Consider the following 22,932-nt stretch of genomic DNA (forward strand, 5'->3'; position numbering starts at 1 on the left):
CATGGCAAGATTGAAAGAACATTACCGGACTACCCTGGTTCCGCAGCTCAAGGAAAGCCTTGGCCTGCAGAACGTGATGGAAGTCCCGAAGATCACCAAGATCACCCTGAACATGGGCCTTGGTGAAGCAGTAGGTGACAAGAAAGTCATTGAGAACGCACTGGCTGACCTGGAAAAGATCACTGGCCGTAAAGGCATCGTGACCTACTCCCGCAAGTCGATCGCCGGCTTCAAGATTCGTGACGGCTGGCCGATCGGTGTCAAGGTGACACTGCGTCGTGAGCAGATGTACGAATTCCTGGATCGTCTGCTGTCGATCTCGCTGCCGCGTGTACGTGACTTCCGTGGTCTGAATGCCAAGTCCTTTGACGGTCGCGGCAACTACAGCATGGGCGTGAAAGAGCAGATCATCTTCCCGGAAATCGATTACGACAAGATTGATGCTCTGCGCGGTCTGGATATCACCCTGACCACTACCGCTCGGACTGACGACGAAGGCCGCGCGCTGCTGCGTGCGTTCAACTTCCCGTTCCGCAACTAGGAATCAGGCAATGGCTAAAATCAGCATGAAAAACCGCGAGGCCAAACGGACTCGTCTGGTTGCCAAGTACGCTGCCAAGCGTGCTGAGCTCAAGGCTACCGTTGGCAACGTCAATGCATCTGTTGAAGATCGTTGGAACGCCCAGGTCGCTCTGCAGAAACTGCCGCGTGACGCGAGCCCGGTTCGTCAGCGTAACCGCTGCCGTATCACTGGCCGTCCGCACGGCGTATACCGCAAGTTCGGTCTTTCGCGCATCATGCTGCGTGAAGCAGCTATGCGCGGTGATGTACCCGGTCTGGTCAAGGCCAGCTGGTAAACAAGACCTCAATTACTCAGTTTCAGGAGCACAAAGCCCATGAGTATGCAGGACCCGTTAGCCGATATGCTAACCCGTATCCGTAATGCCCAGATGGCTGAAAAGTCCAGTGTCAGCATGCCTTCGGCAAAGCTGAAGGTGGCTGTCGCCAAAGTACTTAAAGAAGAAGGCTATGTAGCTGGTTATGAAGTGCAGGGCGATGCCAAGCCTGTGCTGTCTATCGAGCTCAAGTACTTCGAAGGCAAGCCGGTTATCGAAGAAATGAAACGCATCAGCCGTCCCGGCCTGCGTCAGTACAAGTCCGTTGACCAGCTTCCCAAGGTCAAGGGTGGATTGGGTGTCTCGATCGTCTCCACCAACAAAGGTGTCATGACTGATCGCGCTGCTCGCGCTGCCGGTATCGGCGGTGAAGTACTCTGCACCGTATTCTGATAGGGGGTTACGATGTCTCGCGTCGCTAAGAACCCTGTCACTTTGCCACAGGGTGTAGAAGTCAAGATCGATGGTTTGGATGTCTCCGTCAAGGGCCCCAAGGGCGCCCTGGCACTGAGCCTGCATCCGGCCGTTGAAGTTACTCAGGAAGAGGGCGTTCTGCGTTTCGCTCCTCGTCCTGGCAGTGTCAATGCAGCCATGGCCGGCACTACTCGTGCACTGGTCAACAACATGGTTGTCGGCGTCAGCCAAGGTTTCGAGCGCAAGCTGCAGCTGGTTGGTGTAGGATACCGGGCTCAGGCCAAAGGACAGGTTCTGTCCCTGGCCCTGGGTTTCTCCCACCCGATCGACTATCAGCTGCCCGAGGGCGTTTCCGTGGAAACCCCGAGCCAGACTGACATCGTCATCAAAGGCATCGACAAGCAACTGGTCGGTCAGGTAGCCGCGGAAATTCGTGATTTCCGTCGTCCGGAGCCCTACAAGGGCAAAGGTGTCCGCTACGCCGATGAGATCGTGCGTCGTAAAGAAGCCAAGAAGAAGTAGGGCATAGAAAATGAGCGATAAAAAAGTTATTCGTCTCCGTCGCGCTCGTCGTTCGCGTCTGAAACTGCGCGAGCTCGAAGCCGTACGTCTGTGCGTGTACCGTTCTTCGCAGCACATGTACGCACAAGTGATCTCGGCCGACGGTTCCAAGGTTCTGGCCAGTGCCTCCACCCTTGACGCAAGCTTGCGCAGTGGCAGTACCGGCAACATCGAAGCCGCCAAACAGGTTGGTCTTCTGGTCGCCGAACGTGCCAAGGCCGCCGGTGTAACTCAGGTCTCCTTCGACCGTTCCGGCTTCAAGTATCATGGCCGCGTGAAAGCGCTGGCCGACGCCGCTCGTGAAGGCGGGCTGGAATTCTAAGGGTAGAGCTATGGCTAATTTCGATCAAAAGCGTGACGAAGGTTACATCGAGAAACTGGTTCAGGTTAACCGCGTCGCCAAAGTAGTTAAGGGCGGTCGGATCTTTGCCTTCACAGCGCTGACAGTAGTTGGCGACGGCAACGGTCGCGTGGGCTTCGGTCGTGGTAAGGCGCGTGAAGTGCCTGCCGCTATCCAGAAGGCCATGGAAGCCGCACGTCGTAACATGATCCAGGTGGATCTGAATGGCACCACCATTCAGTACCCCCTGCGGGCTGCACATGGCGCCTCCAAGGTGTTCATGATGCCGGCCTCCGAAGGTACCGGTGTTATTGCCGGTGGCGCGATGCGCGCCGTTCTGGAAGCCGCTGGCATCCACAACGTACTGGCCAAATGTTACGGTTCCACCAACCCGGTCAACGTCGTTCAGGCTACCTACAAGGGTCTGAAGTCCATGCAGTCTCCCGATTCCGTGGCGGCCAAGCGTGGCAAGACCGTTGAAGACATCGTGGGGTAAGCTGACATGGCTAATGCAAAAATCAAAGTCACCCAGTACAAGAGCGTGATCGGTCGTCTGCCGAGCCACAAGGCCTGCATCCAGGGTCTGGGCCTGCGTCGTATCGGTCATACCGTTGAAGTCGAAGATACTCCGGCTGTTCGTGGGATGATCAACAAGGTCGCCTACATGGTGCGGGTTGAGGGTTAAGACATGAAACTGAATGATCTGCGTTCCGCGCCCGGTTCACGCCCAGCCAAGCTGCGCGTCGGTCGTGGTATCGGTAGCGGCCTGGGCAAGACTGCCGGCCGCGGCCACAAAGGTTTGACCTCGCGCTCTGGTGGTACAGTCGCCCCGGGTTTTGAGGGTGGTCAACAGCCGTTGCACCGCCGTCTGCCCAAGTTCGGCTTCACCTCCAAGATCGCAATGGTGACCGCTGAGATCCGCACCAGCGAGCTGAACAAGCTGGATGTTGATGTAATCGACCTGCAAGCGCTGAAAGACGCCAATATCATTGGTGAAAAGTTTGTACGGGCCAAGGTTGTTCTGTCCGGCGATATGACCAAAGCGGTCACTATCAAAGGCCTGAAGGCAACCAAAGGTGCTCGTGCAGCGATCGAAGCAGCTGGCGGCAAGATCGAGGAATAAGGACTACATGGCTAAGCAAGGCGCTCTCTCTGGAATGAATCAAGGCGGCCTGACGGAACTATGGGGGCGCTTGCGCTTCCTGTTCCTGGCAATCATCGTTTACCGAATCGGTGCTCATATACCGGTGCCCGGTATCAACCCTGATCGCCTGGCGGATATGTTCAGACAGAATGAGGGGACCATTCTTAGCCTGTTCAACATGTTTTCCGGTGGTGCCCTGGAGCGGATGAGTATCTTCGCTCTGGGGATCATGCCGTATATCTCTGCATCGATCATCATGCAGTTGATGACGGCCGTGAGCCCATCGCTGGAGCAGTTGAAGAAGGAAGGCGAGTCCGGACGCCGCAAGATCAGTCAGTACACGCGTTATCTGACGCTGGTACTGGCCCTGATCCAGGCGGTGGGGATGTCGGTTGGCCTGGCCAGCCAGGGCGTGGCCTTCGCTACCGGTTTTGGCTTCTATTTCATAGCAGTCACCACCTTCGTGGCGGGTGCGATGTTCATGATGTGGCTGGGCGAACAGATCACCGAGCGGGGTATCGGTAACGGTATCTCCATGCTGATCTTCGCCGGTATCGTTGCCGGGTTGCCGGGCGCTGTCGGGCAGTCCTTCGAGGCGGCACGTCAGGGTGATATCAATATCTTCGCCCTGATCGCCATTGCCTTGCTGGCGGTGGCCATGATCGCGTTCGTGATCTTCGTCGAGCGTGGCCAGCGGCGCATTACCGTGAACTACGCCAAGCGGCAGCAGGGCCGCAAGGTGTTCGCTGCCCAGACCAGCCATTTGCCGTTGAAGGTGAATATGGCTGGGGTGATTCCAGCGATCTTCGCCAGCAGCATCCTGCTGTTCCCGGCTTCGCTGGGGACCTGGTTCGGCCAGGGCGACGGCATGGGTTGGCTGCAGAGCCTGTCCCAGGCTATCGCTCCGGGTCAGCCGTTGAACATCATTCTGTTCAGTGCAGGGATCATTTTCTTCTGCTTCTTCTATACAGCGCTGATGTTCAATCCCAAGGATGTGGCTGACAATCTGAAGAAGTCTGGTGCTTTCATTCCGGGTATCCGCCCGGGTGAACAGTCCGCCCGCTATATCGACGGTGTACTGACCCGCCTGACCATGTTCGGAGCCCTGTACATGACTGCGGTCTGCCTGTTGCCGCAGTTCCTGGTGGTGTCGGCCAACGTGCCGTTCTACCTGGGTGGGACTTCGCTGTTGATCGTTGTTGTGGTTGTGATGGACTTCATGTCCCAAGTACAATCGCACCTCGTTTCTCAGCAGTATGAGTCTCTTTTGAAGAAATCGAACCTGAAAGGCTACGGCAGCGGCATGCTGCGCTGATATTTCAGGATTCTGGAGAACGTTATGAAAGTTGCAGCATCAGTCAAGAAGCTTTGCCGTAACTGCAAGATCATCCGTCGCAACGGCAGCGTACGGGTTATCTGCAGTGCTGAGCCCCGTCACAAACAGCGTCAAGGTTGATCTTTCAACCTGCTCTGATTGAAGACTACGTCTCAGGATAACCGCCGCCCGGCCAGTTAATTGGTCGGGTGGTTGATTTTTTTATATGTTAGCGCTACCCTACTGCACCCTTTTTCACGCAACCTTGTTACGTTTGGGTTGAGTCAGGTAGCTGTCAGACGGAGTAATTTGGATGGCCCGTATTGCAGGCGTCAACATCCCGGATAACAAGCATACTGTTATCTCTTTGACCTATATCTTTGGTGTCGGTCAAACCAAGGCACAGCAGATCTGTGCCGCCACTGGCATTGAGCCCAGTGCAAAAATCAAGGATCTGAGCGAGGAGCAGATTGATCTGCTGCGTAACGAGGTTGCCAAGAGTAACACCGAAGGTGACCTGCGCCGCGCGATCAACATGAACGTCAAGCGTCTCATGGATCTTGGCTGCTATCGTGGTCTGCGTCATCGTCGTGGCCTTCCGGTCCGCGGCCAGCGCACCAAGACCAACGCTCGTACCCGTAAGGGTCCGCGCAAGCCGATCCGTAAGTAATCGCGAAGGAATATACAGATATGGCTAAGCCTGCTGCTCGTGTTCGTAAAAAAGTCAAAAAGACGGTGGTTGATGGTATCGCCCACGTCCACGCGTCTTTCAACAACACCATCATCACCATTACCGACCGTCAGGGCAACGCTCTGAGCTGGGCGACTTCCGGTGGTTCCGGTTTCCGTGGTTCGCGTAAAAGCACGCCGTTCGCTGCCCAGGTGGCTGCCGAGCGCGCTGGTCAAGCGGCCCTGGAATATGGTCTGAAGAACCTCGACGTTAATGTGAAGGGCCCTGGCCCGGGTCGTGAGTCTGCGATACGCGCGCTGAATGCTTGTGGTTACAAGATCAGCGGCATCACCGATGTCACCCCCATCCCACATAACGGTTGTCGCCCGCCTAAAAAGCGCCGCGTGTAATCAGGAGACGGTTAAATGGCTAGATATATTGGTCCCAAATGTAAGCTGTCTCGTCGCGAAGGCACTGATCTGTTCCTCAAGAGCGGCGTACGCGCTCTTGATTCCAAGTGCAAGCTGGAGAGCCCTCCTGGCGTGCATGGTCAGCGTCGCGGTCGTCTCTCCGAGTACGGCACTCAGTTGCGCGAGAAGCAAAAAGTTCGTCGTATCTACGGCATCCTCGAACGTCAGTTCAGCAACTACTACAAGGAAGCTGCCCGTCTGAAGGGCGCTACCGGTGAGAACCTGCTGCAGCTGCTCGAGCGTCGCCTGGATAACGTTGTATACCGTATGGGTTTTGGTGCCACGCGTGCCGAAGCTCGTCAGTTGGTTTCCCACAAGGCCATCAGTGTCAACGGCAAGACCGTGAACATTGCGTCCTACCTGGTTTCCCCGGGTGATGTGGTTGCCGTTCGCGAGAAGGCCAAGAACCAGCTGCGCATCAATGGCTCGCTGGAACTGGCAGCCCAACGCGGCCAGGCAGAATGGCTGGAAGTGGACGCTGCCAAGAAGGAAGGTGTCTTCAAGAGCCTGCCCGCACGGAGTGATCTGTACGCCGACATCAACGAGAACCTGATCGTCGAGCTCTACTCCAAGTAAGCGATAGTCAGCAAAAGGTGCCTTTCATGCAAAATTCGGTTGCCGAGTTTCTTACACCACGTCATATCGACGTTCAAGAAACCTCGTCCACACGCGCCAAGATCACTCTTGAGCCGCTGGAACGTGGTTTTGGTCATACCCTGGGCAATGCGCTGCGTCGCATTCTGCTCTCGTCCATGCCCGGTTGTGCCGTGGTAGAGGCGGAAATCGATGGCGTTTTGCATGAGTACAGCGCCATCGAAGGCGTCCAGGAAGATGTCATCGAGATCCTGCTAAACCTCAAGGGTGTAGCGATCAAGATGCATGGTCGTGATCACGTCACCCTGACCCTTTCCAAGAAGGGTCCGGGTGTGGTCACCGCTGGCGACATCCAGCTGGATCACGATGTGGAGATCATCAACCCTGATCACCACATCGCCACGCTGTCTGACAACGGTGCCCTGAACATGAAGCTGACTATCGCGCGCGGCCGTGGCTATGAGCCCGCCGATTCGCGTCAGTCGGACGAAGACGAAAGCCGTTCGATCGGTCGCCTGCAGCTCGACGCCACCTACACCCCGGTTCGCCGTGTGGCTTATGTGGTCGAGAGCGCTCGTGTCGAGCAGCGTACCAACCTGGACAAACTGGTCATCGACCTGGAAACCAACGGTACCCTGGACCCGGAAGAGGCGATTCGTCGCGCCGCAACTATTCTGCAGCATCAGCTGGCCGCCTTCGTTGATCTGAAGGGCGACCAGGAGCCTGTAGTGGAACAGCAGGAAGATGAGATCGATCCGATCCTGCTGCGCCCGGTTGACGACCTGGAGCTGACTGTTCGTTCGGCCAACTGTCTGAAGGCTGAAAACATTTACTATATTGGCGATCTGATCCAGCGTACCGAAGTGGAACTGCTGAAGACCCCGAACCTGGGCAAGAAATCCCTGACTGAAATCAAGGACGTTCTGGCTTCTCGTGGTCTGTCACTGGGTATGCGCCTGGACAACTGGCCGCCTGCTAGCTTGAAGAAGGACGACAAGGTTACGGCCTGATCGTCTGACACCGAGGAATTGAGAGATGCGTCATCGTAAAAGTGGTCGTCACCTGAGTCGGACCAGCTCGCACCGCAAGGCCATGTTCCAGAACATGGCGGTGTCGCTGTTCGAGAATGAACTGATCAAAACCACTCTGCCCAAGGCCAAGGAATTGCGCCGTGTTGCAGAGCCGCTGATCACCCTGGCGAAAGAAGATACCGTAGCCAACCGCCGTTTGGCGTTTGACCGCACCCGCAGCAAAGAAGCTGTAGGCAAGCTGTTCAACGACCTGGGCAAGCGCTATGCAGACCGTCCCGGTGGCTATGTGCGCATCCTGAAGTGCGGTTTCCGCGCTGGTGATGCCGCTCCCATGGCTTACGTGGAACTGGTTGACCGCCCTGAGCTGGCTGCTACTGCCGACGAGTAAGTAGCGGACGGTTCTGAAAAAACCGGGCTTAGGCCCGGTTTTTTTATGTCCGTACGCGGGCCAGGGGGGCTGGTTGATTATCCGTCTCGTTATACGTAAATCCTATCGTTTGGTTTGAGTCAACTCATTGGGTCTATACCCGTCAACTCTCTATCATTACGCCAACGCCACCGGTTCGATACCGCTGGCCGCCGAATTGATCCAGGAGAGTACGCTATGACCGATAAACCCAGACTCACTACAGTGGCCGGTGCGCCGGTATCCGAGAACCAGAATGTGATGACGGCAGGCCCCCGTGGCCCGATGCTGCTGCAGGATGTCTGGTTCCTGGAGAAGCTTGCCCACTTCGACCGCGAAGTGATCCCCGAGCGCCGCATGCACGCCAAGGGCTCCGGCGCCTTCGGTGAGTTCGTGGTGACCCATGACATTACCAAATACACCAAGGCGCGTATCTTCGCCGAGGTGGGCAAGAAGACCCCGATGTTCGCTCGCTTCTCTACCGTAGCCGGGGAGCGCGGCGGAGCTGACGCCGAGCGCGACATTCGCGGCGCTGCGCTGAAGTTCTATACCGAACAGGGCAACTGGGATCTGGTGGGTAATAACACGCCGGTATTCTTCTTCCGCGACCCGCTGAAATTCCCCGACCTGAACCATGCGGTCAAGCGTGACCCGCGGACCAACATGCGCAACGCCAACAACAACTGGGACTTCTGGACCGGGCTGCCCGAAGCGCTGCACCAGATTACCTATGTGATGGGCGACCGGGGTATCCCGGCTGGCTACCGCCATATGCACCTGTTCGGCTCGCATACCTACAGCTTCATCAGCGCGGACAACCAGCGTTACTGGGTCAAGTTCCACTTCAAGACCCAGCAGGGCATCAAGAACCTGACCGATGAGCAAGCTGGTGCGCTGATTGCCAGCGACCGCGAGAGCTCCCAGCGGGATCTGTACGAGGCGATCGAGAATAGCGACTTCCCGCGCTGGACCATGTATGTGCAGATCATGCCGGAGACCGATGCGGCCACCTACCGCTTCCACCCGTTCGATCTGACCAAGGTCTGGTCGAAGCAGGACTACCCGCTGATCGAGGTGGGTTACATGGAGCTGAACCGCAACCCGGACAACTATTTCCAGGATGTGGAGCAAGCGGCCTTTACCCCGGCCAACGTGGTGCCTGGCATCAGCTTCTCGCCGGACCGCATGCTGCAGGGTCGGCTGTTCTCCTACGGCGATGCCCAGCGCTACCGCCTGGGGGTCAACCATCATCAGATCCCGGTCAACGCGCCCCGTTGCCCGGTCCACAGCTACCATCGTGACGGCGCCATGCGGGTCGATGGCAACCACGGCAGCCGGCTGCACTACGAGCCGAATACCTACGGTGAGTGGCAGGAACAGCCCGACTTCAGCGAGCCGCCGCTGGCTCTGGAAGGTGCAGCAGCCCGTTACGACTACCGTGCGGACGATGCTGACTACTTCACCCAGCCGGGTAACCTGTTCCGCCTGATGTCGGCAGACGCGCAGCAGCGGCTGTTCCAGAACACCGCGCGGGCAATGAACGGGGTTGAGCGACACATCATGATTCGCCACATCACCCACTGCTACAAGGCCGATCCGGCTTACGGCAAAGGTGTGGCAGCTGCCCTGGGTGTATCGATGTCGGAAGTGCCGGTCTGATAAGAACCGGTGGTTGGAAACAGCCCGCGACGTGGTATTAGTCGCGGGTTTTTTGTGTCTGGGGTTTGTGAGTGCCTGAGGTTGAGGCAGGCCATTGCGGTGGTGCGTTCCTTTCCGTGCAAGGCAGCGCTGGCGGTGCAGGGCCGTGCCGACACGCCGTGAATACGTCCCTGTAGGCTCGCGGTTTTCATCCCTGAAAACCGACGGTCGGCGCAACCCTGCACCCCCAGCACGCCGGCAATCTCCGCGCCGCTGTTCGAGAACCCTCAGCGCCAAAAAGTTTCTGCCGCAGCGTTGGGACACCCCTGATACGACCGTTTGATGTCAGGGATGACATCAACGAGCTTACAGGGATGTATTCACGGCGTGTCGTAGCAGGGGCGTCCCAGCGAGGAGGCCTGCAGATATTCAAAAACGCCGACACTTACATGGCAGCAACGTTGCCCGATGGAGTGCGACCAACAAAAAAGCCCCTGACACGTCACCGCGGCAGAGGCTTGTTAAACAGCTATCGATTAATCAGAACGCCGGAACAACAGCGCCCTTATATTTCTCCTCGATGAATTCCTTCACCTCATTGCTCTGCAGCGCCTTTACCAGCTTCTGTACGGCTTCGTCCTCGGCATCCTGCGCACGGGTCACCAGGATATTGGCGTAAGGCGAGTCATCGCCTTCGATAGCCAGGGCGTCCTTGGTCGGGTTGAGGCCGGCTTCCAGGGCGTAGTTGGTGTTGATCAGCGCCAGGTCAACCTGGTCGAGCACGCGAGGCAGGGTGGCCGCTTCCAGTTCGCGAATGCGGACCTTGTTCGGATTCTCGGCAATGTCACGGGCGGTGGCGAGGATATTGCTCTTGTCTTTCAGGGTGACGACGCCGGCGCGGTCCAGCAGCAGCAGTGCGCGACCGCCGTTGGTCGCGTCGTTGGGGATGGCCACGGTGGCGCGATTGGTCACCTCATCCAGCGACTTCAGCTTGCTGGAATAGATGCCGAAGGGCTCCACGTGCACATTCGCCACGCTGACCAGATCGGTACCGCGACCCTTGTTGAATTCATCCAGATAGGGCTTGTGCTGGAAAAAGTTGGCATCCAGGCGGCCTTCGGCAACCTGCAGGTTGGGCTGTACGTAATCGTTGAAAACCTTGATATCCAGCTCCACGCCATCGTTGGCCAGTGCTGGTTTGATGAACTCGAGAATCTCGGCATGGGGAACAGCGGTGGCGGCGATGCTCAGCTTGTCTGCCGCATGGGCGCCAAAGGCAGTGGTCAGAGCCAGAACAGCAAGAATCTTCTTCATTGAATACTCCAGAATGTACGGGAACGCAGGTTATCGTCCTGCTTACTTGCGTGAATAGTGCACAACCAGGCGGTCGCCGACGCTTTGCAGAATCTGCACCAGCACCAGCAACAGCACGACGGTCACTATCATGACATCAGTCTGGAAGCGCTGATAGCCATAGCGGATGGCGAGATCGCCCAGACCGCCACCGCCGACCACACCGGCCATCGCAGTATAGGACACCAGGGTGATGGCGATCACGGTGACCGCGGCAATGATGCCCGGCCGCGCCTCGGGCAACAGGGCCCGGGTGATGATCTGACGGGTACTGGCGCCCATCGCCTGGGTGGCTTCGATAATGCCGCGATCCACCTCGCGCAGCGCGGTCTCGACCAGCCGGGCGAAGAAGGGTGTCGCACCCACCACCAGTGGTGGGATCGCGCCGGCCACGCCGAGGGACGTGCCGGTGATCAGCTTGGTGAAGGGAATCATCACGATCAACAGGATGATGAAGGGCAGGGAACGCAGCGCGTTGACCAGCAGCGACAGCGCCGCATACAGGCCGTTGCGCTGAAACATCTGCCGGGGGCCGGTCAGAAACAGCAGTATGCCCAGTGGCAAGCCGAGCAGTACGGTAAAGAACAATGAGCCACCCAGCATCAGCAGGGTATCCAGGGTGGCGATCCAGATGTCATACCAGTCGATATTGCTGAACAGTTCGCTCATCCGCGGAGTACCTCAACATGAACTTCGGCTGCGGCCAATTGGTGCATGGCGGCATCCACATCGCCGCCAATCAGTGCCAGGGTCAGCTGGCCACAGGGCTCGTCGCGGATGCGGTCGATGCGTCCGGCAAGGATGCTGTAATCCACCCCGGTGGCGCGGGCCACCTGACCCAGCAACGGGGCGAAGGTGGCTTCGCCGAGGAAGGTCAGGCGCAGGATGCGTCCGGGCACATGGGCGAAGTACTCGGCCTGGTCCTCATCGCTTTCATCATCGAAGACGAAGCTGCGGGTGGTGGGATGCTGGGGATGCAGAAACACCTCGCTGACCTTGCCCTGCTCGACAATATGGCCGCCGTCCATGACCGCCACCTGGTCGCAGACCCGGCGAATCACGTCCATCTCGTGGGTAATCAGCACTATGGTCAGCTTGAGCTCCTGGTTGATCTCCGCCAGTAGTTGCAGCACCTGGCGGGTGGTGTGCGGATCGAGGGCGCTGGTGGCCTCGTCGCACAGCAGGATGCTGGGTTCGGTGGCCAGCGCCCGGGCGATGCCGACCCGCTGTTTCTGGCCGCCGGACAGCTGCGCCGGATACTTGTCGGCATGCTCGCTCAGGCCAACCCGGTCCAGCAGGGAGGCCACTCGCGCGGCGATTTGCGCGCGGTCGGCGAGACCGGCCAGCCGCAGGGGCAGGGCGACGTTATCGGCCACCGTGGCGGAGGACAGCAGGTTGAAATGCTGGAAGATCATGCCCACGCGCTGGCGAAAGCGCCGCAGGCCCGGGGCGTCGAGGGCGGTGATATCTTCCCCGGCGACGACGATCCGGCCGCTGCTGGGCTCCTCCAGGCGGTTGATCAGCCGCAGCAGCGTGCTCTTGCCCGCGCCCGAGTGGCCGATAATACCGAAAACCTGACCGGCCTCGATGCTCAGGTCGGTCGCATGCAGGGCGGGGATGTCCTGGTTGCCGACCCGGTAGGCCTTGGTTACCTGCTGAAATTCAATCACGTCTCTGTTCGCTGATAGGGGTAAATGAAAGCGGACAAGGGCCAGCGGGCCCTGTCCTCAGCTGGCCCGGTCGCGCTCCAGCAGCGGCCCGAGGAAGCGCCCGGTATGGGAGTGCGGGGCAGCGGCAATCTGCTCGGGCGTACCGGTGGCGATGATCTTGCCGCCTTTGGAGCCGCCCTCGGGGCCGACGTCGACAATCCAGTCCGCGGTCTTGATCACGTCCAGGTTGTGTTCGATGACCACCAGGGTGTTGCCGTGGTCGCGCAGGCGATGCAGTACGTCCAGCAGTTGCTGGATGTCGGCAAAATGCAGGCCGGTGGTGGGCTCGTCGAGGATATAGAGCGTCTTGCCGGTGTCGCGCTTGGATAGCTCCCGTGCCAGTTTGACCCGCTGGGCCTCGCCGCCGGACAGGGTGGTGGCAGACTGGCCGAGGCGCACGTAGGACAGCCCCACATCCATCAGCGTCTGCAGCTTGCGCGCCAGGGCTGGCACCGCATCGAAGAAGGCGCGGGCCTCCTCGATGGTCATCTCCAATACCTCATGGATGCTCTTGCCCTTGTACTTGATCTCCAGCGTCTCGCGGTTGTAGCGCTTGCTCTTGCACACATCGCAGGGCACGTAGATGTCGGGCAAAAAGTGCATTTCTACCTTGATCAACCCGTCACCCTGGCAGGCTTCGCAACGCCCGCCCTTGACGTTGAAGGAGAAGCGACCCGCCTTGTAGCCACGGGAGCGGGCCTCCTGGGTGCCGGCAAACAGCTCGCGGATGGGCGTGAACAGGCCAGTATAGGTGGCCGGGTTGGAGCGGGGCGTGCGGCCGATCGGGCTCTGGTCGATATCGACCACCTTGTCCAGGTGCTGCAGGCCATCGAAGCTGGTATAGGGCGCCGGGTCCAGCGTGGTTGCGCCGTTCAGGGCGGTGGCCGTGATCGGATACAGGGTATTGTTGATCAGGGTCGATTTGCCCGAACCGGATACGCCGGTGACGCAGGTAAACAGGCCAACCGGAATCTCCAGGTTGACCTTCTGCAGGTTGTTGCCGCAGGCACCCTTGAGGCGCAGCCACTGGTCCTTGCGGACCGGTGTACGCTCGGCCGGCACCGGAATCTTCACCGTGCCGGACAGGTACTTGCCAGTCAGCGAAGCCGGATCATTCATCACCTGCTCCGGCGTGCCGTGGGAGACAATCTGGCCGCCGTGCACGCCGGCACCCGGGCCGATATCGACCACATAATCCGCCAGGCGGATGGCGTCCTCGTCATGCTCGACGACGATCACCGTATTGCCCAGGTCCCGCAGATGCACCAGGGTGCTAAGCAGGCGCTCGTTATCGCGCTGGTGCAGGCCGATGGACGGCTCGTCCAGGATGTACATGACGCCTACCAGGCCGGCACCGATCTGGCTGGCCAGGCGGATGCGCTGGGCTTCGCCGCCGGACAGGGTATCGGCGCTGCGGTCCAGGGCCAGGTAATCGAGGCCGACGTTGACCAGGAACATCAGCCGGGCGCGGATTTCCTTGAGGATCTTCTCGGCGATCTCGCCGCGGCTACCCTGCAGCTTGAGCTGCTCGAAGTATTCCGCGGCGGCGCCGACCGGCATGGTGGTGATGCCGGACAGGTTGCGGCCGTCGATGAACACATGGCGTGCTTCGCGACGCAGGCGGGTGCCGTGGCAGTCCGGGCAGGGCTGGGTGCTCAGGTACTTGCTCAGCTCCTCGCGTACGCTCTGGGACTCCGTCTCCCGATAGCGCCGCTCCAGGTTGGGCAGGATGCCTTCGAACGGGTGTTCACGCTTGACGATGTCGCCGCGGTCATTGAGGTAGCGGAAGGGAACCTTGTCGCTGCCGGTGCCCTGGAGAATCAGCTTGCGGTGTTTTTCGTTGAGGTCATCGAAGGGCTGGTCCAGGTCGATGCCGTAATGACTGGCCAGCGAACTGAGCATCTGGAAATAGTAGACGTTACGTCGATCCCAACCGCGGATGGCCCCTTCGGCCAGGGTCGACTCGCCGTTGACCAGGCGGCGGGCATCGAAGAACTGCTTCACCCCCAGGCCGTCGCAGCCGCTGCAGGCGCCGGCCGGGTTGTTGAAGGAGAACAGTCGCGGTTCCAGCTCGCTGATCGAATGGCCACAGGCCGGACAGGCAAAGCGGGCGCTGAATACCACTTCCTCGCCTTCCTCGCCTTCCATGGGGGCTACGATGGCGATGCCATCGGCCAGGTTCAGCGTGGTTTCAAAGGACTCGGCCAGGCGCAGCTGCAGATCTTCGCGGACCTTGAAGCGGTCGACCACCACCTCGATGGTGTGCTTGCGGGTCTTCTCCAGGGCCGGGGCCTCGTCCAGGTCATGGATGCGGCCATTGATCCGGGCGCGCACGAACCCCTGGGCCCGCAGCTCGTCGAGCAGCGCCAGGTGTTCACCCTTGCGCTCGCGCATCACCGGAGCCAGCAGCATCAGCTTGCTGCCTTCGGGGCGGGCCAGCACCTGGTCGACCATCTGGCTGACGGTCTGGGCGGCCAACGGCAGATCATGGTCCGGGCAGCGCGGCTCGCCGACCCGGGCGAATAGCAGGCGCAGGTAATCGTAGATCTCGGTAATGGTGCCGACGGTGGAGCGCGGGTTGTGCGAGGTGGACTTCTGCTCGATGGAAATCGCTGGTGACAGCCCTTCGATGTGGTCGACGTCGGGCTTTTCCATCATTGACAGGAACTGCCGGGCATAGGCCGACAGCGACTCGACGTAGCGGCGCTGGCCCTCGGCGTACAGCGTATCGAAGGCCAGGGAGGATTTGCCCGAGCCGGACAGGCCGGTGATGACGATCAGCTTGTCGCGGGGCAGATCCAGATCAATGTTCTTCAGGTTGTGGGTGCGTGCCCCACGTATCGAAATTGTATCCACAGCAGATTACCCGCAGCCAGCAAAGCTCGACAGTATACGTGTTTCGGGGTGGTCCCCGCAAAAAACGCCGGCCGAAAGGTCGCGCTGGCGCGGCTGCCTGGGTCCACCATGGGAGTCAACGCCGGTTCGGCGTCGAACTCCTGTTTCGACCGTACAAGCATGCTAAAATGCCGCCTTTTGTCCCGCAGCGGAGATTTCATGTACCCGGCAGATACCATGTCGTCCGAAGAGCGCCGCGCCGCCTCGTCCCTGGCTGCGGTGTTCGCCTTCCGCATGCTCGGTCTGTTCATGGTATTGCCGGTGTTGGCGACCTACGGTCAGGACTTGGAGGGCGCCACGCCGCTGTTGATCGGCATGGCCATTGGCGCCTACGGCATTACCCAGGCCTTCCTGCAGATCCCCTTCGGCATGTTGTCGGACCGGATCGGCCGCAAGCCGGTGATCATCGGCGGGCTGCTGTTGTTTGCCCTGGGTGGGCTGGTGGCAGCCCAGGCCGACAGCATGATGGGCGTGATCGCCGGGCGCGTGCTGCAAGGCGCCGGTGCCATCGCCGCGGCGATCATGGCGCTGGTGGCCGACCTGACCCGGGATCAACACCGCACCAAGGCGATGGCGATGATCGGCATGAGCATCGGGCTGTCGTTTGCCGTCGCCATGGTGGCGGGGCCGCTGATTGCCGGCGCCGCCGGGCTGCCGGGGGTCTTCTATACCACGGCGGTGTTGGCGCTGGTGGGGATTGCACTGGTGGCATTGGTCGTACCGACACCCACGCAAGCGCTGCAGCACCGGGACGCCGGGGTGGCCAAGGGCGCCTTCTTGCCGGCGCTGCGCAACCCGGATCTGCTGCGGCTGAACTATGGCATCGCGGTGTTGCATGCGCTGCTGATGGCCTGCTTCGTGGCGATCCCGCTGGCGCTGCAGGAGCAGGCTGGACTGCCCCGGGAAAGCCATTGGTGGGTCTATCTGACGGCCCTGCTGCTGTCCTTCATCGGCATGGTGCCGCTGATCATCTATGCCGAACGCCAGCGCCGGATCAAGCGGGTGGTGTTGGGCGCGGTCGCCCTATTGGCGCTGGTGCAGCCGATGATGTGGCTGAGCATGGCATCGCTGCCCTGGCTGGTGCTGGCGATAGTGCTGTTCTTCGTCGCCTTCAACGTGCTGGAAGCGACCATGCCGTCCATGCTCAGCAAGATTGCCCCGCCCGGCAGCAAGGGCACGGCAATGGGGATCTATTCCACCAGCCAGTTCGCTGGCGCGGCCCTCGGCGGCATGCTCGGTGGCGCGGTTTACGGGAGCTTCGGCCTGGTCGGGGTGTTCGTCTGCTGCGCCATGCTGGCGCTGTCCTGGCTCCTGATTGGTGTTACCATGGCCGAGCCTCCGTACGTCACCAGCCTCCGCCTGGCGTTGGCCCCGACCCAGGTTCGGGATGAGGCGTTGCACCGGAGAATTCTGGACGTACCGGGAGTGGCCGAGGCAGTTATCGTGGCTGAGGAAGCAGCCGCTTATATCAAAGTCGATACACAGGTGCTGGATCGCGAACAACTGGAGCGGGTCGTCAACCCGGTCTGAACCCACCAGACACCCGAGGAGAGTGAAATGGCCAGAGGCATCAACAAAGTAATCCTGATCGGTAACGCGGGCGGTGACCCGGAAGTGCGCTACCTGCCCAACGGCAATGCGGTGGCCAACGTCACCCTGGCGACCAGCGACAGCTGGAAGGACAAGCAGACCGGTCAGCAGCAGGAACGGACCGAGTGGCACCGGGTGGTGTTCTTCGGTCGCCTGGCGGAAATCGTCGGTGAATACGTGCGCAAGGGCTCCAAGCTCTACATCGAAGGCCGCCTGCAGACCCGCGAGTGGGAAAAGGACGGCGTCAAGCGCTACACCACCGAAATCGTAGTGGATATGCAAGGGCAGATGCAGCTGCTCGACAGCCGTGGTCAGGGCGGTGGCGAGGGTATGGCCCCGCGTGCCCAGCAGCCGTCACGCCCCGCGCCCCAGCGCCCGGCACCGCAGCAGCAACAGCAGCAGCCGGCCCAGCCGCAGGCCCAGCAGATGCCTGACTACGACAGCTTCGATGATGACATCCCGTTCTGACGGATAGTGAATCTGCAAGCTGCATCTGGAACCCCCGCCCTGTCGGGGGTTTCTTTTTTGTCCCCGCACCGGCTTTCAGCCAACAACCTTCCGCCTGACAATGCCTGCCCATCAGCCAGCGTGATGCGACCCGTGCCCGGTTGCCGGCAGCGACGCCTTGCCGCTAGCATCAGGAATCTTCGGGCCGTGCGTGCCCGCCTACCCAGAACAACAAGTGGAACCCTGCATGTCGGAAATCTATTTTGTACGTCACGGCCAGGCCTCGTTCGGCACCAGCAACTACGACCAGCTGTCGGAGCTGGGGCATGAGCAAGCGCGTTTGCTGGGGGAGTATTTCCGCGAGCGGGACATGCGTTTCGACCATATCATCACCGGTGACATGGTCCGCCACCGGGAAACCGCCGAAGGCATCTGCCACGGCCTGGGGCTGGACAAGCACAATTTCGCAGTGTACCCGGAGCTGAACGAATTCGACTTCCACTCGGTATTGCGCGCCTACACCACGCAGTTTCCCGAGCATGCGCTGCCGGAGAAACCGGTAGCCAAGGATTTCTTCCTGCGTCTGAAAAAGGGCATCCTGCTGTGGTCAACCGGTGAGCTGGAAGGTGAGCTACCGGAAACCTGGGCCAACTTCGAACAACGACTGAGCACCTTCCGCGAGGGCGTCCAGCAGCGTCATGCCGGCGAGCGATTGCTGGTGGTCAGCTCCGGCGGGGCCATCGCCATGCTGGTGCGTCAATTGCTGCAGGCGCCGGAGTCGACCATGGTCGATCTCAATCTGCAGACTCGCAACACAGCCGTGACCCACTGCCGGTTCAATAGCCATAGCATGCGCCTGAGCAGCTTCAATAACGTGCCCCATCTGGATCGGCTCGACCGGCAGGCGATGATTACCTATACCTGATTACTCAGTTGCCAGTTGCATTGGGCGCTTTTTTCGATGCGCTGCGCTGATGACGTGAGCGGCTGAACATTGCACAATGCAGCCTGACGACATCATCAACAGGTTCACGTGAATGCGAATGCGGGTATTACTGCTCGGTGCGGAGAGTTCGCTGGGGCAGGCGCTGTTGGCCCAGGCGGCCGCCGAGTTCATCCAGCTCGAGGCCGTGGAGCGCCCGGACCAGGGCTGGCAGCCGGAGATGGCCGATCAGCTGCTGGCCGGCGCCAAGCCGGATCTGGTGTTGAATCTGGCGTTCTATCGGGAACAGTTTCAGCTGGGGGTGGCCGATACGCCGACGCTGCAGCAGCAGAAGAACTTCGATGAGCGGCTGATCCATGGTTGCGCCGCCAACGCCGTCACCCTGGTCATGCTGTCCAGCGCGCGGGTATTCGATGGCGACAAGGCTTCCTCCTATACCGAAAAGGACGAAGTGAACCCCACCGGCTCACTCGGCCGCCTGCAGGCGCAGTTGGAGCAGAGCTTGCGCACCCAATGCCCACGCCACCTTATCCTGCGTTTTGGCTGGCTGCTCGACGGCGCCGCCGAGGCGCCGCTGGCACGGCTGGTAGCGGGCCTGCAGGTGAATGCGCCCCTTGAACTGGCTGAGGAGTGGCGCGGTAACCCGACGCCCGTGGGTGATGCGGCCCGAGTACTGTTGTCGGTGCTCAAACAGTTGGATTGTGCCGCGCCCCTGTTCGGCACCTATCACTACGGCAGCAGCGAGGCGACCACCTGGATCAGCTTCGCCCATTGCGTGGTCCAGGAGTTGATCGGGCGCGGGACGCTGACCGGGGATGTGGCCATCCAGCCGGTGAGCTTTGCCAGCCGGCCAGAGTTGCGGGGCCAGCCGCAGAACGCGGCGCTGATGGGGCGCAAGTTGCTGATGGTGTTTGGCATCAAGCCGCGGTCCTGGCGCAGCCAGTTACCAGCGTTGTTGGATGAGCTGACCGGCTGAGGCTGAGACACTGAATGAAAAACGGCCGCGAAAGCGGCCGTTTGGTTTGCGGGTGGGCTCAGAACTTGTAGCCCAGGCCAACCATGTAGACCCAGGGATCGACGTCGACGTCGACCTTGACCGGAGTGCCGTTCAGGCTGGTCTTGCCGGTGGTTTCGATATCGATATAACGAACCTGTGCGTTGACCATCCAGTTGTCGTCCAGCATATAGTCTGCACCGATTTGCGCTGCCAGCCCCCAGGAATTCTCCAGGCTAAAGCCATCGAAATCGCCTTTGGCGGCACTGCTCAGAGACTCATCAAAAAACCAAGTGAAGTTGACGCCGGCGCCAGCGTAGGGCTGGAAGGCGGAGGCGTTGTCCAGCGGGTAGTAGACCAAGCTAACGGTCGGGGGCAAATGTTTGATGCTACCTAGCTTGTCGATTACGCCGGTTACGCCAACATCATGGCTGAACGGTGTGGCTGCCAGCAGCTCGACGCCAACCTTGTCACTCAACATATAGGCAAAGTTCAGACCCAGCTGGGTATCGCTATCCAGCGTGGCGCCAGTCCCCGCTAGGGCGGCACCACCTGCTTCAACCAGGCCACTATCTTCACGCGGATCCACTGTCACCGCACCGGCCCGCACAATAATGTCGCCAGCCTGGTGGGCCTGGGCAATGGAGGCGGCCAGCAGAGCGGGAGCGAGCAGCAGGCCGAGGGTAATTCTGGATACAGTGCGCGACATTGAATGTCTCCTTGGTGTCTTGATGGCTCTACTGTAGGCGTGTGGAGCAAGACGTTTATTGATCTGGAGCAAGTGTTTGGGAATAGGTATCGCGACAGGATGCCGCGGTTGAATTATGTGAGTGAGGAGATGATAATGCTTCTCTTTTGTGGCGAATTCGATAGGACTCGCCGTGCCCCCCGGGAGGAACTGGATGAGAGCGGTTTGGATATTCTTGATGGCAGGGCTGCTGCCAGCCATGGCGCTGGGTCAGGGCGCAGCGGAGCGCGCGCTGGCGGAAGGGGAGGCGCTGATGACCGAGGCGCAACGTTCCCAGCAGCGTATTGACCAGCTGGACAACGCCACCCGGGATGCCCTGAACCGCTACCGCCAGGCAATCCAGCAGAAGGATCAACTGGCCGAATACAACCAGCAGCTGAGCAAGATGGTCGAATCCCAGCGCAGCGAGCTGGCAGACCTGCAGGCGCAGCTGTCCACCATCGAGGAAACCCAGGCTGAAGTCGTGCCCATGCTGCAACGCATGGTCCGCTCCCTGGAACAGTTCATCGAATTGGACCTGCCGTTTCTCGAAGATGAGCGGGCCGACCGTCTGGCGCAGCTGCAGGCGCTGATGATCCGCCCGGAAGTGACGGTGGCCGAGAAATACCGCCGCGTACTCGAGGCCTATCAGATCGAAAGCGATTATGGCCGCACCCTGGAAGCCTGGCGCGGCACGTTGGACGTCGATGGTAACCAGCGAGTGGTCGAGTTCCTGCGGCTGGGACGGCTGGCGCTGTTCTACCAGAGCCTGGACGGTCATATCCAGGGTTACTGGAATGCCGAGGCCCGGCAGTGGCAACCGCTGCCGGCCGGCTATCACCGCACATTGGCGCAGGGCCTAAAGATTGCCCGCCAACAGCAGACGCCGGTCATGCTGCGTTTGCCCTTGCCGCCCGTCAGTGAACAGGGAGCTGCCCAATGAAGCGCCTCTTGATTGCCCTGGCTGTGACCCTGAGCAGCCCGATCGTTCTCGCCCAACCCGCTTCGCTTGATCAATTGCTGCAGGATATTCGCGAGATCCGCAGCAGCGAGCAGGCGGCCATGCGCGAGCGCGAAGCAGAATTCCTGCGCGAGCGGGATAACCAGGAGGCACTGCTGACCCAGGCCGAGCGCGAGCTGGCGCCAATCAAGGCCGAAGCCGATCGGCTCAAGGCCGAGTTCGATGAACTAGAGCAGCAGCTGGCGACAACCGAGACGCAGATGCGCGAGCGCAGCGGCAACCTCGGTGAGCTGTTTGGCGTGGTGCGGCAGATGGCGGGGGACACCCGCAGTCAATGGCAGGATTCGCTGCTGAATGTGCAATTCCCGCAGCGCCTGGCACAGCTCGATCGTCTGGCCGCTACCGCCCAGATCCCAACGGTGGAGACCCTGGAGCAGTTCTGGTTCATGCTGCAGGAAGACATGACCGCCAGCGGCAAGATCAGCCGGGTGACGGCGTCGGTCATTGGCCGCGACGGCCAGCAGCAGGACACGCCGGTCGTGCTGGTTGGGCCCTTTGTCGCCCTCGCCGGAGAGGAGTACCTCACCTATCAGGCCGAGGCCGGCACCTTGCAGGTAGCGGACAAGCAACCTGAAGGCCGCGCGCTGATCGGTGATTTCCTGGCGCCGCGCACGGAGCTGGCCGATCTGATGGTCGATCCTACGCGGGGCACCGTGATCGGGCAGATGCAGCTGACGCCGTCCTTCATGGATCGGGTCCGCCAGGGTGGCCTGGTGGGCTATGTGATCATCGCCCTGGGGATCATCGGCATCCTGCTGGCGCTGGCCAAACTGGTCTGGCTACTGGGTATTTCCCGCAAGGTCGAGCGCCAGGCCAACAGTCTGGATCAATTGCGTAACGACAACCCCCTGGGCCGTATTCTCGGCGTGATCGGCAGCAAGCCTCGACTGGAGGAGCTGGACACCCTGGAGCTGAAACTGGATGAGGCCATCCTGCGGGAAACCCCAGCCCTGGAGCGGGGCAACGGCCTGATCAAATTGCTGGCGGCAGTGGCGCCGCTGCTGGGCCTGCTGGGTACCGTCACCGGCATGATCGCTACTTTCCAGGCCATCACCCTGTTCGGTACCGGTGATCCCAAGTTGATGGCCGGCGGCATTTCCCAGGCGCTGGTTACCACGGTGCAGGGACTGGTGGCCGCCATCCCGTTGTTGTTCCTGCATGGCATGCTGGCGTCGCGCAGCAAGGCGGTCATCCAGGTGCTGGAACAGCAGAGCGCGGGCCTGATCGCGCTGCATCTGGATTCCGGAGAGCGGCGCGGTGAGTGAAGCCCTCTGGTTGCTCAGGGATTTTCTCGACAGCGGCGGCTGGGTGCTGTGGACCATCCTGGGCTTCACCATAGTGCTGTGGACCTTGATGGTCGAACGCCTGTGGTACCTGTGGCGGATCTTTCCCCTGCGTTCGGCCAGTCTGGAAAAACGCTGGCTGCGCCGCGGCGACCATAGCAGCCGGGCGGCGCGCCATATCCGCGAGGCCTGGTTGTCGATGGCGCGTCAGCGGTTGAATCGTTTCATGCCGATGATCCGGGTGCTCATCGCCCTGTGTCCCTTGCTTGGTCTGCTGGGTACTGTCAGCGGCATGATCCAGGTATTCGACGTGCTGTCGATCAGCGGAACCGGCAACCCCCGGGCGATGGCGGCGGGCGTCTCCCGCGCCACCATGCCGACCATGGCCGGCATGGTCATCGCCATCAGCGGATTATTTTGCCTGGCGCGACTCGATGCAGCGTCGCGGCTGGCCCTGCAGCGGCTCACCGACCGCCTGCGTCACGAATAGG

At 60.5% G+C, this 22,932-nt stretch carries 28 protein-coding genes; 23 read left to right on the forward strand and 5 right to left on the reverse strand.

Annotated features, from left to right (window positions below):
- The first annotated feature begins 1 nt into the window (after window position 1).
- The 16 genes from rplE (at window position 2) to VG99_RS14585 (ending at window position 9,500) form a co-directional block, all read left to right on the forward strand.
- Window positions 2-541, forward strand: a complete 540-nt coding sequence (gene rplE, locus VG99_RS14515; RefSeq protein ID WP_044501126.1) for a 50S ribosomal protein L5 — start codon at window positions 2-4, stop codon at window positions 539-541.
- Window positions 542-551: 10 nt separating this feature from the next.
- Entirely contained in the window at window positions 552-857 is a 306-nt protein-coding gene (gene rpsN / locus VG99_RS14520) for a 30S ribosomal protein S14 (protein ID WP_044501129.1), read from the forward strand.
- A gap of 39 nt (window positions 858-896) precedes the next feature.
- Window positions 897-1,289 (forward strand): 30S ribosomal protein S8, encoded by a 393-nt coding sequence (gene rpsH / locus VG99_RS14525; protein WP_036993701.1) that lies wholly within the window; start codon window positions 897-899, stop codon window positions 1,287-1,289.
- A gap of 12 nt (window positions 1,290-1,301) precedes the next feature.
- Window positions 1,302-1,832 carry a 50S ribosomal protein L6 gene (gene rplF, locus VG99_RS14530; RefSeq protein ID WP_044501134.1) on the forward strand — a complete coding sequence of 177 codons (531 nt, stop codon included), beginning with the start codon at window positions 1,302-1,304 and terminating at the stop codon, window positions 1,830-1,832.
- Between the two features lie 10 nt (window positions 1,833-1,842).
- The gene (gene rplR, locus VG99_RS14535; protein WP_044501136.1) at window positions 1,843-2,193 is read left to right on the forward strand and encodes a 50S ribosomal protein L18; all 351 of its coding nucleotides are present in this window, start codon (window positions 1,843-1,845) and stop codon (window positions 2,191-2,193) included.
- 10 nt (window positions 2,194-2,203) lie between these two features.
- The gene (rpsE, locus tag VG99_RS14540; RefSeq protein ID WP_036993694.1) at window positions 2,204-2,707 is read left to right on the forward strand and encodes a 30S ribosomal protein S5; all 504 of its coding nucleotides are present in this window, start codon (window positions 2,204-2,206) and stop codon (window positions 2,705-2,707) included.
- Between the two features lie 6 nt (window positions 2,708-2,713).
- Complete coding sequence (rpmD, locus tag VG99_RS14545) at window positions 2,714-2,896, forward strand: 50S ribosomal protein L30 (protein ID WP_044501138.1); 183 nt, start codon at window positions 2,714-2,716, stop codon at window positions 2,894-2,896.
- Between the two features lie 3 nt (window positions 2,897-2,899).
- Window positions 2,900-3,334 (forward strand): 50S ribosomal protein L15, encoded by a 435-nt coding sequence (gene rplO / locus VG99_RS14550; protein ID WP_044501140.1) that lies wholly within the window; start codon window positions 2,900-2,902, stop codon window positions 3,332-3,334.
- A gap of 7 nt (window positions 3,335-3,341) precedes the next feature.
- Window positions 3,342-4,670 (forward strand): preprotein translocase subunit SecY, encoded by a 1,329-nt coding sequence (gene secY, locus VG99_RS14555; protein WP_044501142.1) that lies wholly within the window; start codon window positions 3,342-3,344, stop codon window positions 4,668-4,670.
- Between the two features lie 24 nt (window positions 4,671-4,694).
- Complete coding sequence (gene rpmJ / locus VG99_RS15850; protein WP_076939769.1) at window positions 4,695-4,811, forward strand: 50S ribosomal protein L36; 117 nt, start codon at window positions 4,695-4,697, stop codon at window positions 4,809-4,811.
- A gap of 172 nt (window positions 4,812-4,983) precedes the next feature.
- Window positions 4,984-5,340, forward strand: a complete 357-nt coding sequence (gene rpsM, locus VG99_RS14560; protein ID WP_044501144.1) for a 30S ribosomal protein S13 — start codon at window positions 4,984-4,986, stop codon at window positions 5,338-5,340.
- A gap of 20 nt (window positions 5,341-5,360) precedes the next feature.
- Window positions 5,361-5,750, forward strand: a complete 390-nt coding sequence (gene rpsK / locus VG99_RS14565) for a 30S ribosomal protein S11 (protein WP_044501146.1) — start codon at window positions 5,361-5,363, stop codon at window positions 5,748-5,750.
- 15 nt (window positions 5,751-5,765) lie between these two features.
- Window positions 5,766-6,386, forward strand: a complete 621-nt coding sequence (rpsD, locus tag VG99_RS14570) for a 30S ribosomal protein S4 (RefSeq protein WP_044501148.1) — start codon at window positions 5,766-5,768, stop codon at window positions 6,384-6,386.
- 26 nt (window positions 6,387-6,412) lie between these two features.
- On the forward strand, window positions 6,413-7,414 hold the full coding sequence (locus VG99_RS14575) for a DNA-directed RNA polymerase subunit alpha (protein WP_044501150.1): 1,002 nt from the start codon (window positions 6,413-6,415) through the stop codon (window positions 7,412-7,414).
- 25 nt (window positions 7,415-7,439) lie between these two features.
- The gene (gene rplQ, locus VG99_RS14580) at window positions 7,440-7,823 is read left to right on the forward strand and encodes a 50S ribosomal protein L17 (RefSeq protein ID WP_044501152.1); all 384 of its coding nucleotides are present in this window, start codon (window positions 7,440-7,442) and stop codon (window positions 7,821-7,823) included.
- 216 nt (window positions 7,824-8,039) lie between these two features.
- A complete protein-coding gene (locus VG99_RS14585) occupies window positions 8,040-9,500 on the forward strand; it encodes a catalase (protein ID WP_044501155.1) in 1,461 nt (486 codons plus the stop codon).
- Between the two features lie 519 nt (window positions 9,501-10,019).
- Here VG99_RS14585 and VG99_RS14590 read toward each other — a convergent pair.
- From VG99_RS14590 to uvrA, 4 genes are read right to left on the reverse strand one after another with little or no spacing between them, the layout of a single operon-like run.
- The gene (locus VG99_RS14590; RefSeq protein WP_044501157.1) at window positions 10,020-10,793 is read right to left on the reverse strand and encodes a MetQ/NlpA family ABC transporter substrate-binding protein; all 774 of its coding nucleotides are present in this window, start codon (window positions 10,791-10,793) and stop codon (window positions 10,020-10,022) included.
- 42 nt (window positions 10,794-10,835) lie between these two features.
- Window positions 10,836-11,501, reverse strand: coding sequence for a methionine ABC transporter permease (locus tag VG99_RS14595; RefSeq protein ID WP_044501160.1), 666 nt, complete (start codon window positions 11,499-11,501; stop codon window positions 10,836-10,838).
- Window positions 11,498-12,502 carry a methionine ABC transporter ATP-binding protein gene (locus tag VG99_RS14600; RefSeq protein WP_044501162.1) on the reverse strand — a complete coding sequence of 335 codons (1,005 nt, stop codon included), beginning with the start codon at window positions 12,500-12,502 and terminating at the stop codon, window positions 11,498-11,500. The genes VG99_RS14595 and VG99_RS14600 overlap by 4 nt, the downstream gene beginning before the upstream one ends.
- A 57-nt stretch (window positions 12,503-12,559) precedes the next feature.
- Window positions 12,560-15,397, reverse strand: coding sequence for an excinuclease ABC subunit UvrA (gene uvrA / locus VG99_RS14605; protein WP_044501163.1), 2,838 nt, complete (start codon window positions 15,395-15,397; stop codon window positions 12,560-12,562).
- Window positions 15,398-15,595: 198 nt separating this feature from the next.
- On the opposite strand from uvrA, the gene VG99_RS14610 reads away from it, so the two are divergent.
- The 4 genes from VG99_RS14610 to VG99_RS14625 all read left to right on the forward strand — a co-directional run bounded on the left by VG99_RS14610 (window position 15,596) and on the right by VG99_RS14625 (window position 19,392).
- Window positions 15,596-16,966, forward strand: coding sequence for an MFS transporter (locus VG99_RS14610; protein WP_044501165.1), 1,371 nt, complete (start codon window positions 15,596-15,598; stop codon window positions 16,964-16,966).
- Window positions 16,967-16,993: 27 nt separating this feature from the next.
- Window positions 16,994-17,494, forward strand: a complete 501-nt coding sequence (gene ssb / locus VG99_RS14615) for a single-stranded DNA-binding protein (RefSeq protein ID WP_044501167.1) — start codon at window positions 16,994-16,996, stop codon at window positions 17,492-17,494.
- A gap of 226 nt (window positions 17,495-17,720) precedes the next feature.
- Entirely contained in the window at window positions 17,721-18,398 is a 678-nt protein-coding gene (locus VG99_RS14620) for a histidine phosphatase family protein (protein WP_044501170.1), read from the forward strand.
- Between the two features lie 112 nt (window positions 18,399-18,510).
- Complete coding sequence (locus tag VG99_RS14625; RefSeq protein WP_044501172.1) at window positions 18,511-19,392, forward strand: sugar nucleotide-binding protein; 882 nt, start codon at window positions 18,511-18,513, stop codon at window positions 19,390-19,392.
- A 58-nt stretch (window positions 19,393-19,450) separates the two neighbouring features.
- On the opposite strand, the gene VG99_RS14630 is transcribed toward VG99_RS14625, so the two are convergent.
- Entirely contained in the window at window positions 19,451-20,119 is a 669-nt protein-coding gene (locus VG99_RS14630; protein WP_044501175.1) for an OmpW/AlkL family protein, read from the reverse strand.
- A 193-nt stretch (window positions 20,120-20,312) separates the two neighbouring features.
- Here VG99_RS14630 and VG99_RS14635 point away from each other — a divergent pair, with 193 nt between their 5' ends.
- From VG99_RS14635 to VG99_RS14645, 3 genes are read left to right on the forward strand one after another with little or no spacing between them, the layout of a single operon-like run.
- Window positions 20,313-21,080 carry a DUF3450 domain-containing protein gene (locus VG99_RS14635; RefSeq protein WP_052508821.1) on the forward strand — a complete coding sequence of 256 codons (768 nt, stop codon included), beginning with the start codon at window positions 20,313-20,315 and terminating at the stop codon, window positions 21,078-21,080.
- A complete protein-coding gene (locus VG99_RS14640) occupies window positions 21,077-22,423 on the forward strand; it encodes a MotA/TolQ/ExbB proton channel family protein (RefSeq protein WP_044501180.1) in 1,347 nt (448 codons plus the stop codon). Before VG99_RS14635 ends, VG99_RS14640 begins: the two co-directional genes overlap by 4 nt.
- On the forward strand, window positions 22,416-22,931 hold the full coding sequence (locus tag VG99_RS14645; RefSeq protein ID WP_239419924.1) for a MotA/TolQ/ExbB proton channel family protein: 516 nt from the start codon (window positions 22,416-22,418) through the stop codon (window positions 22,929-22,931). The genes VG99_RS14640 and VG99_RS14645 overlap by 8 nt, the downstream gene beginning before the upstream one ends.
- Window position 22,932 lies beyond the last annotated feature (1 nt).

It is taken from the genome of Pseudomonas saudimassiliensis (assembly GCF_000939975.1).
In the GTDB taxonomy this organism is placed as follows: Bacteria; Pseudomonadota; Gammaproteobacteria; order Pseudomonadales; family Pseudomonadaceae; genus Halopseudomonas; species Halopseudomonas saudimassiliensis.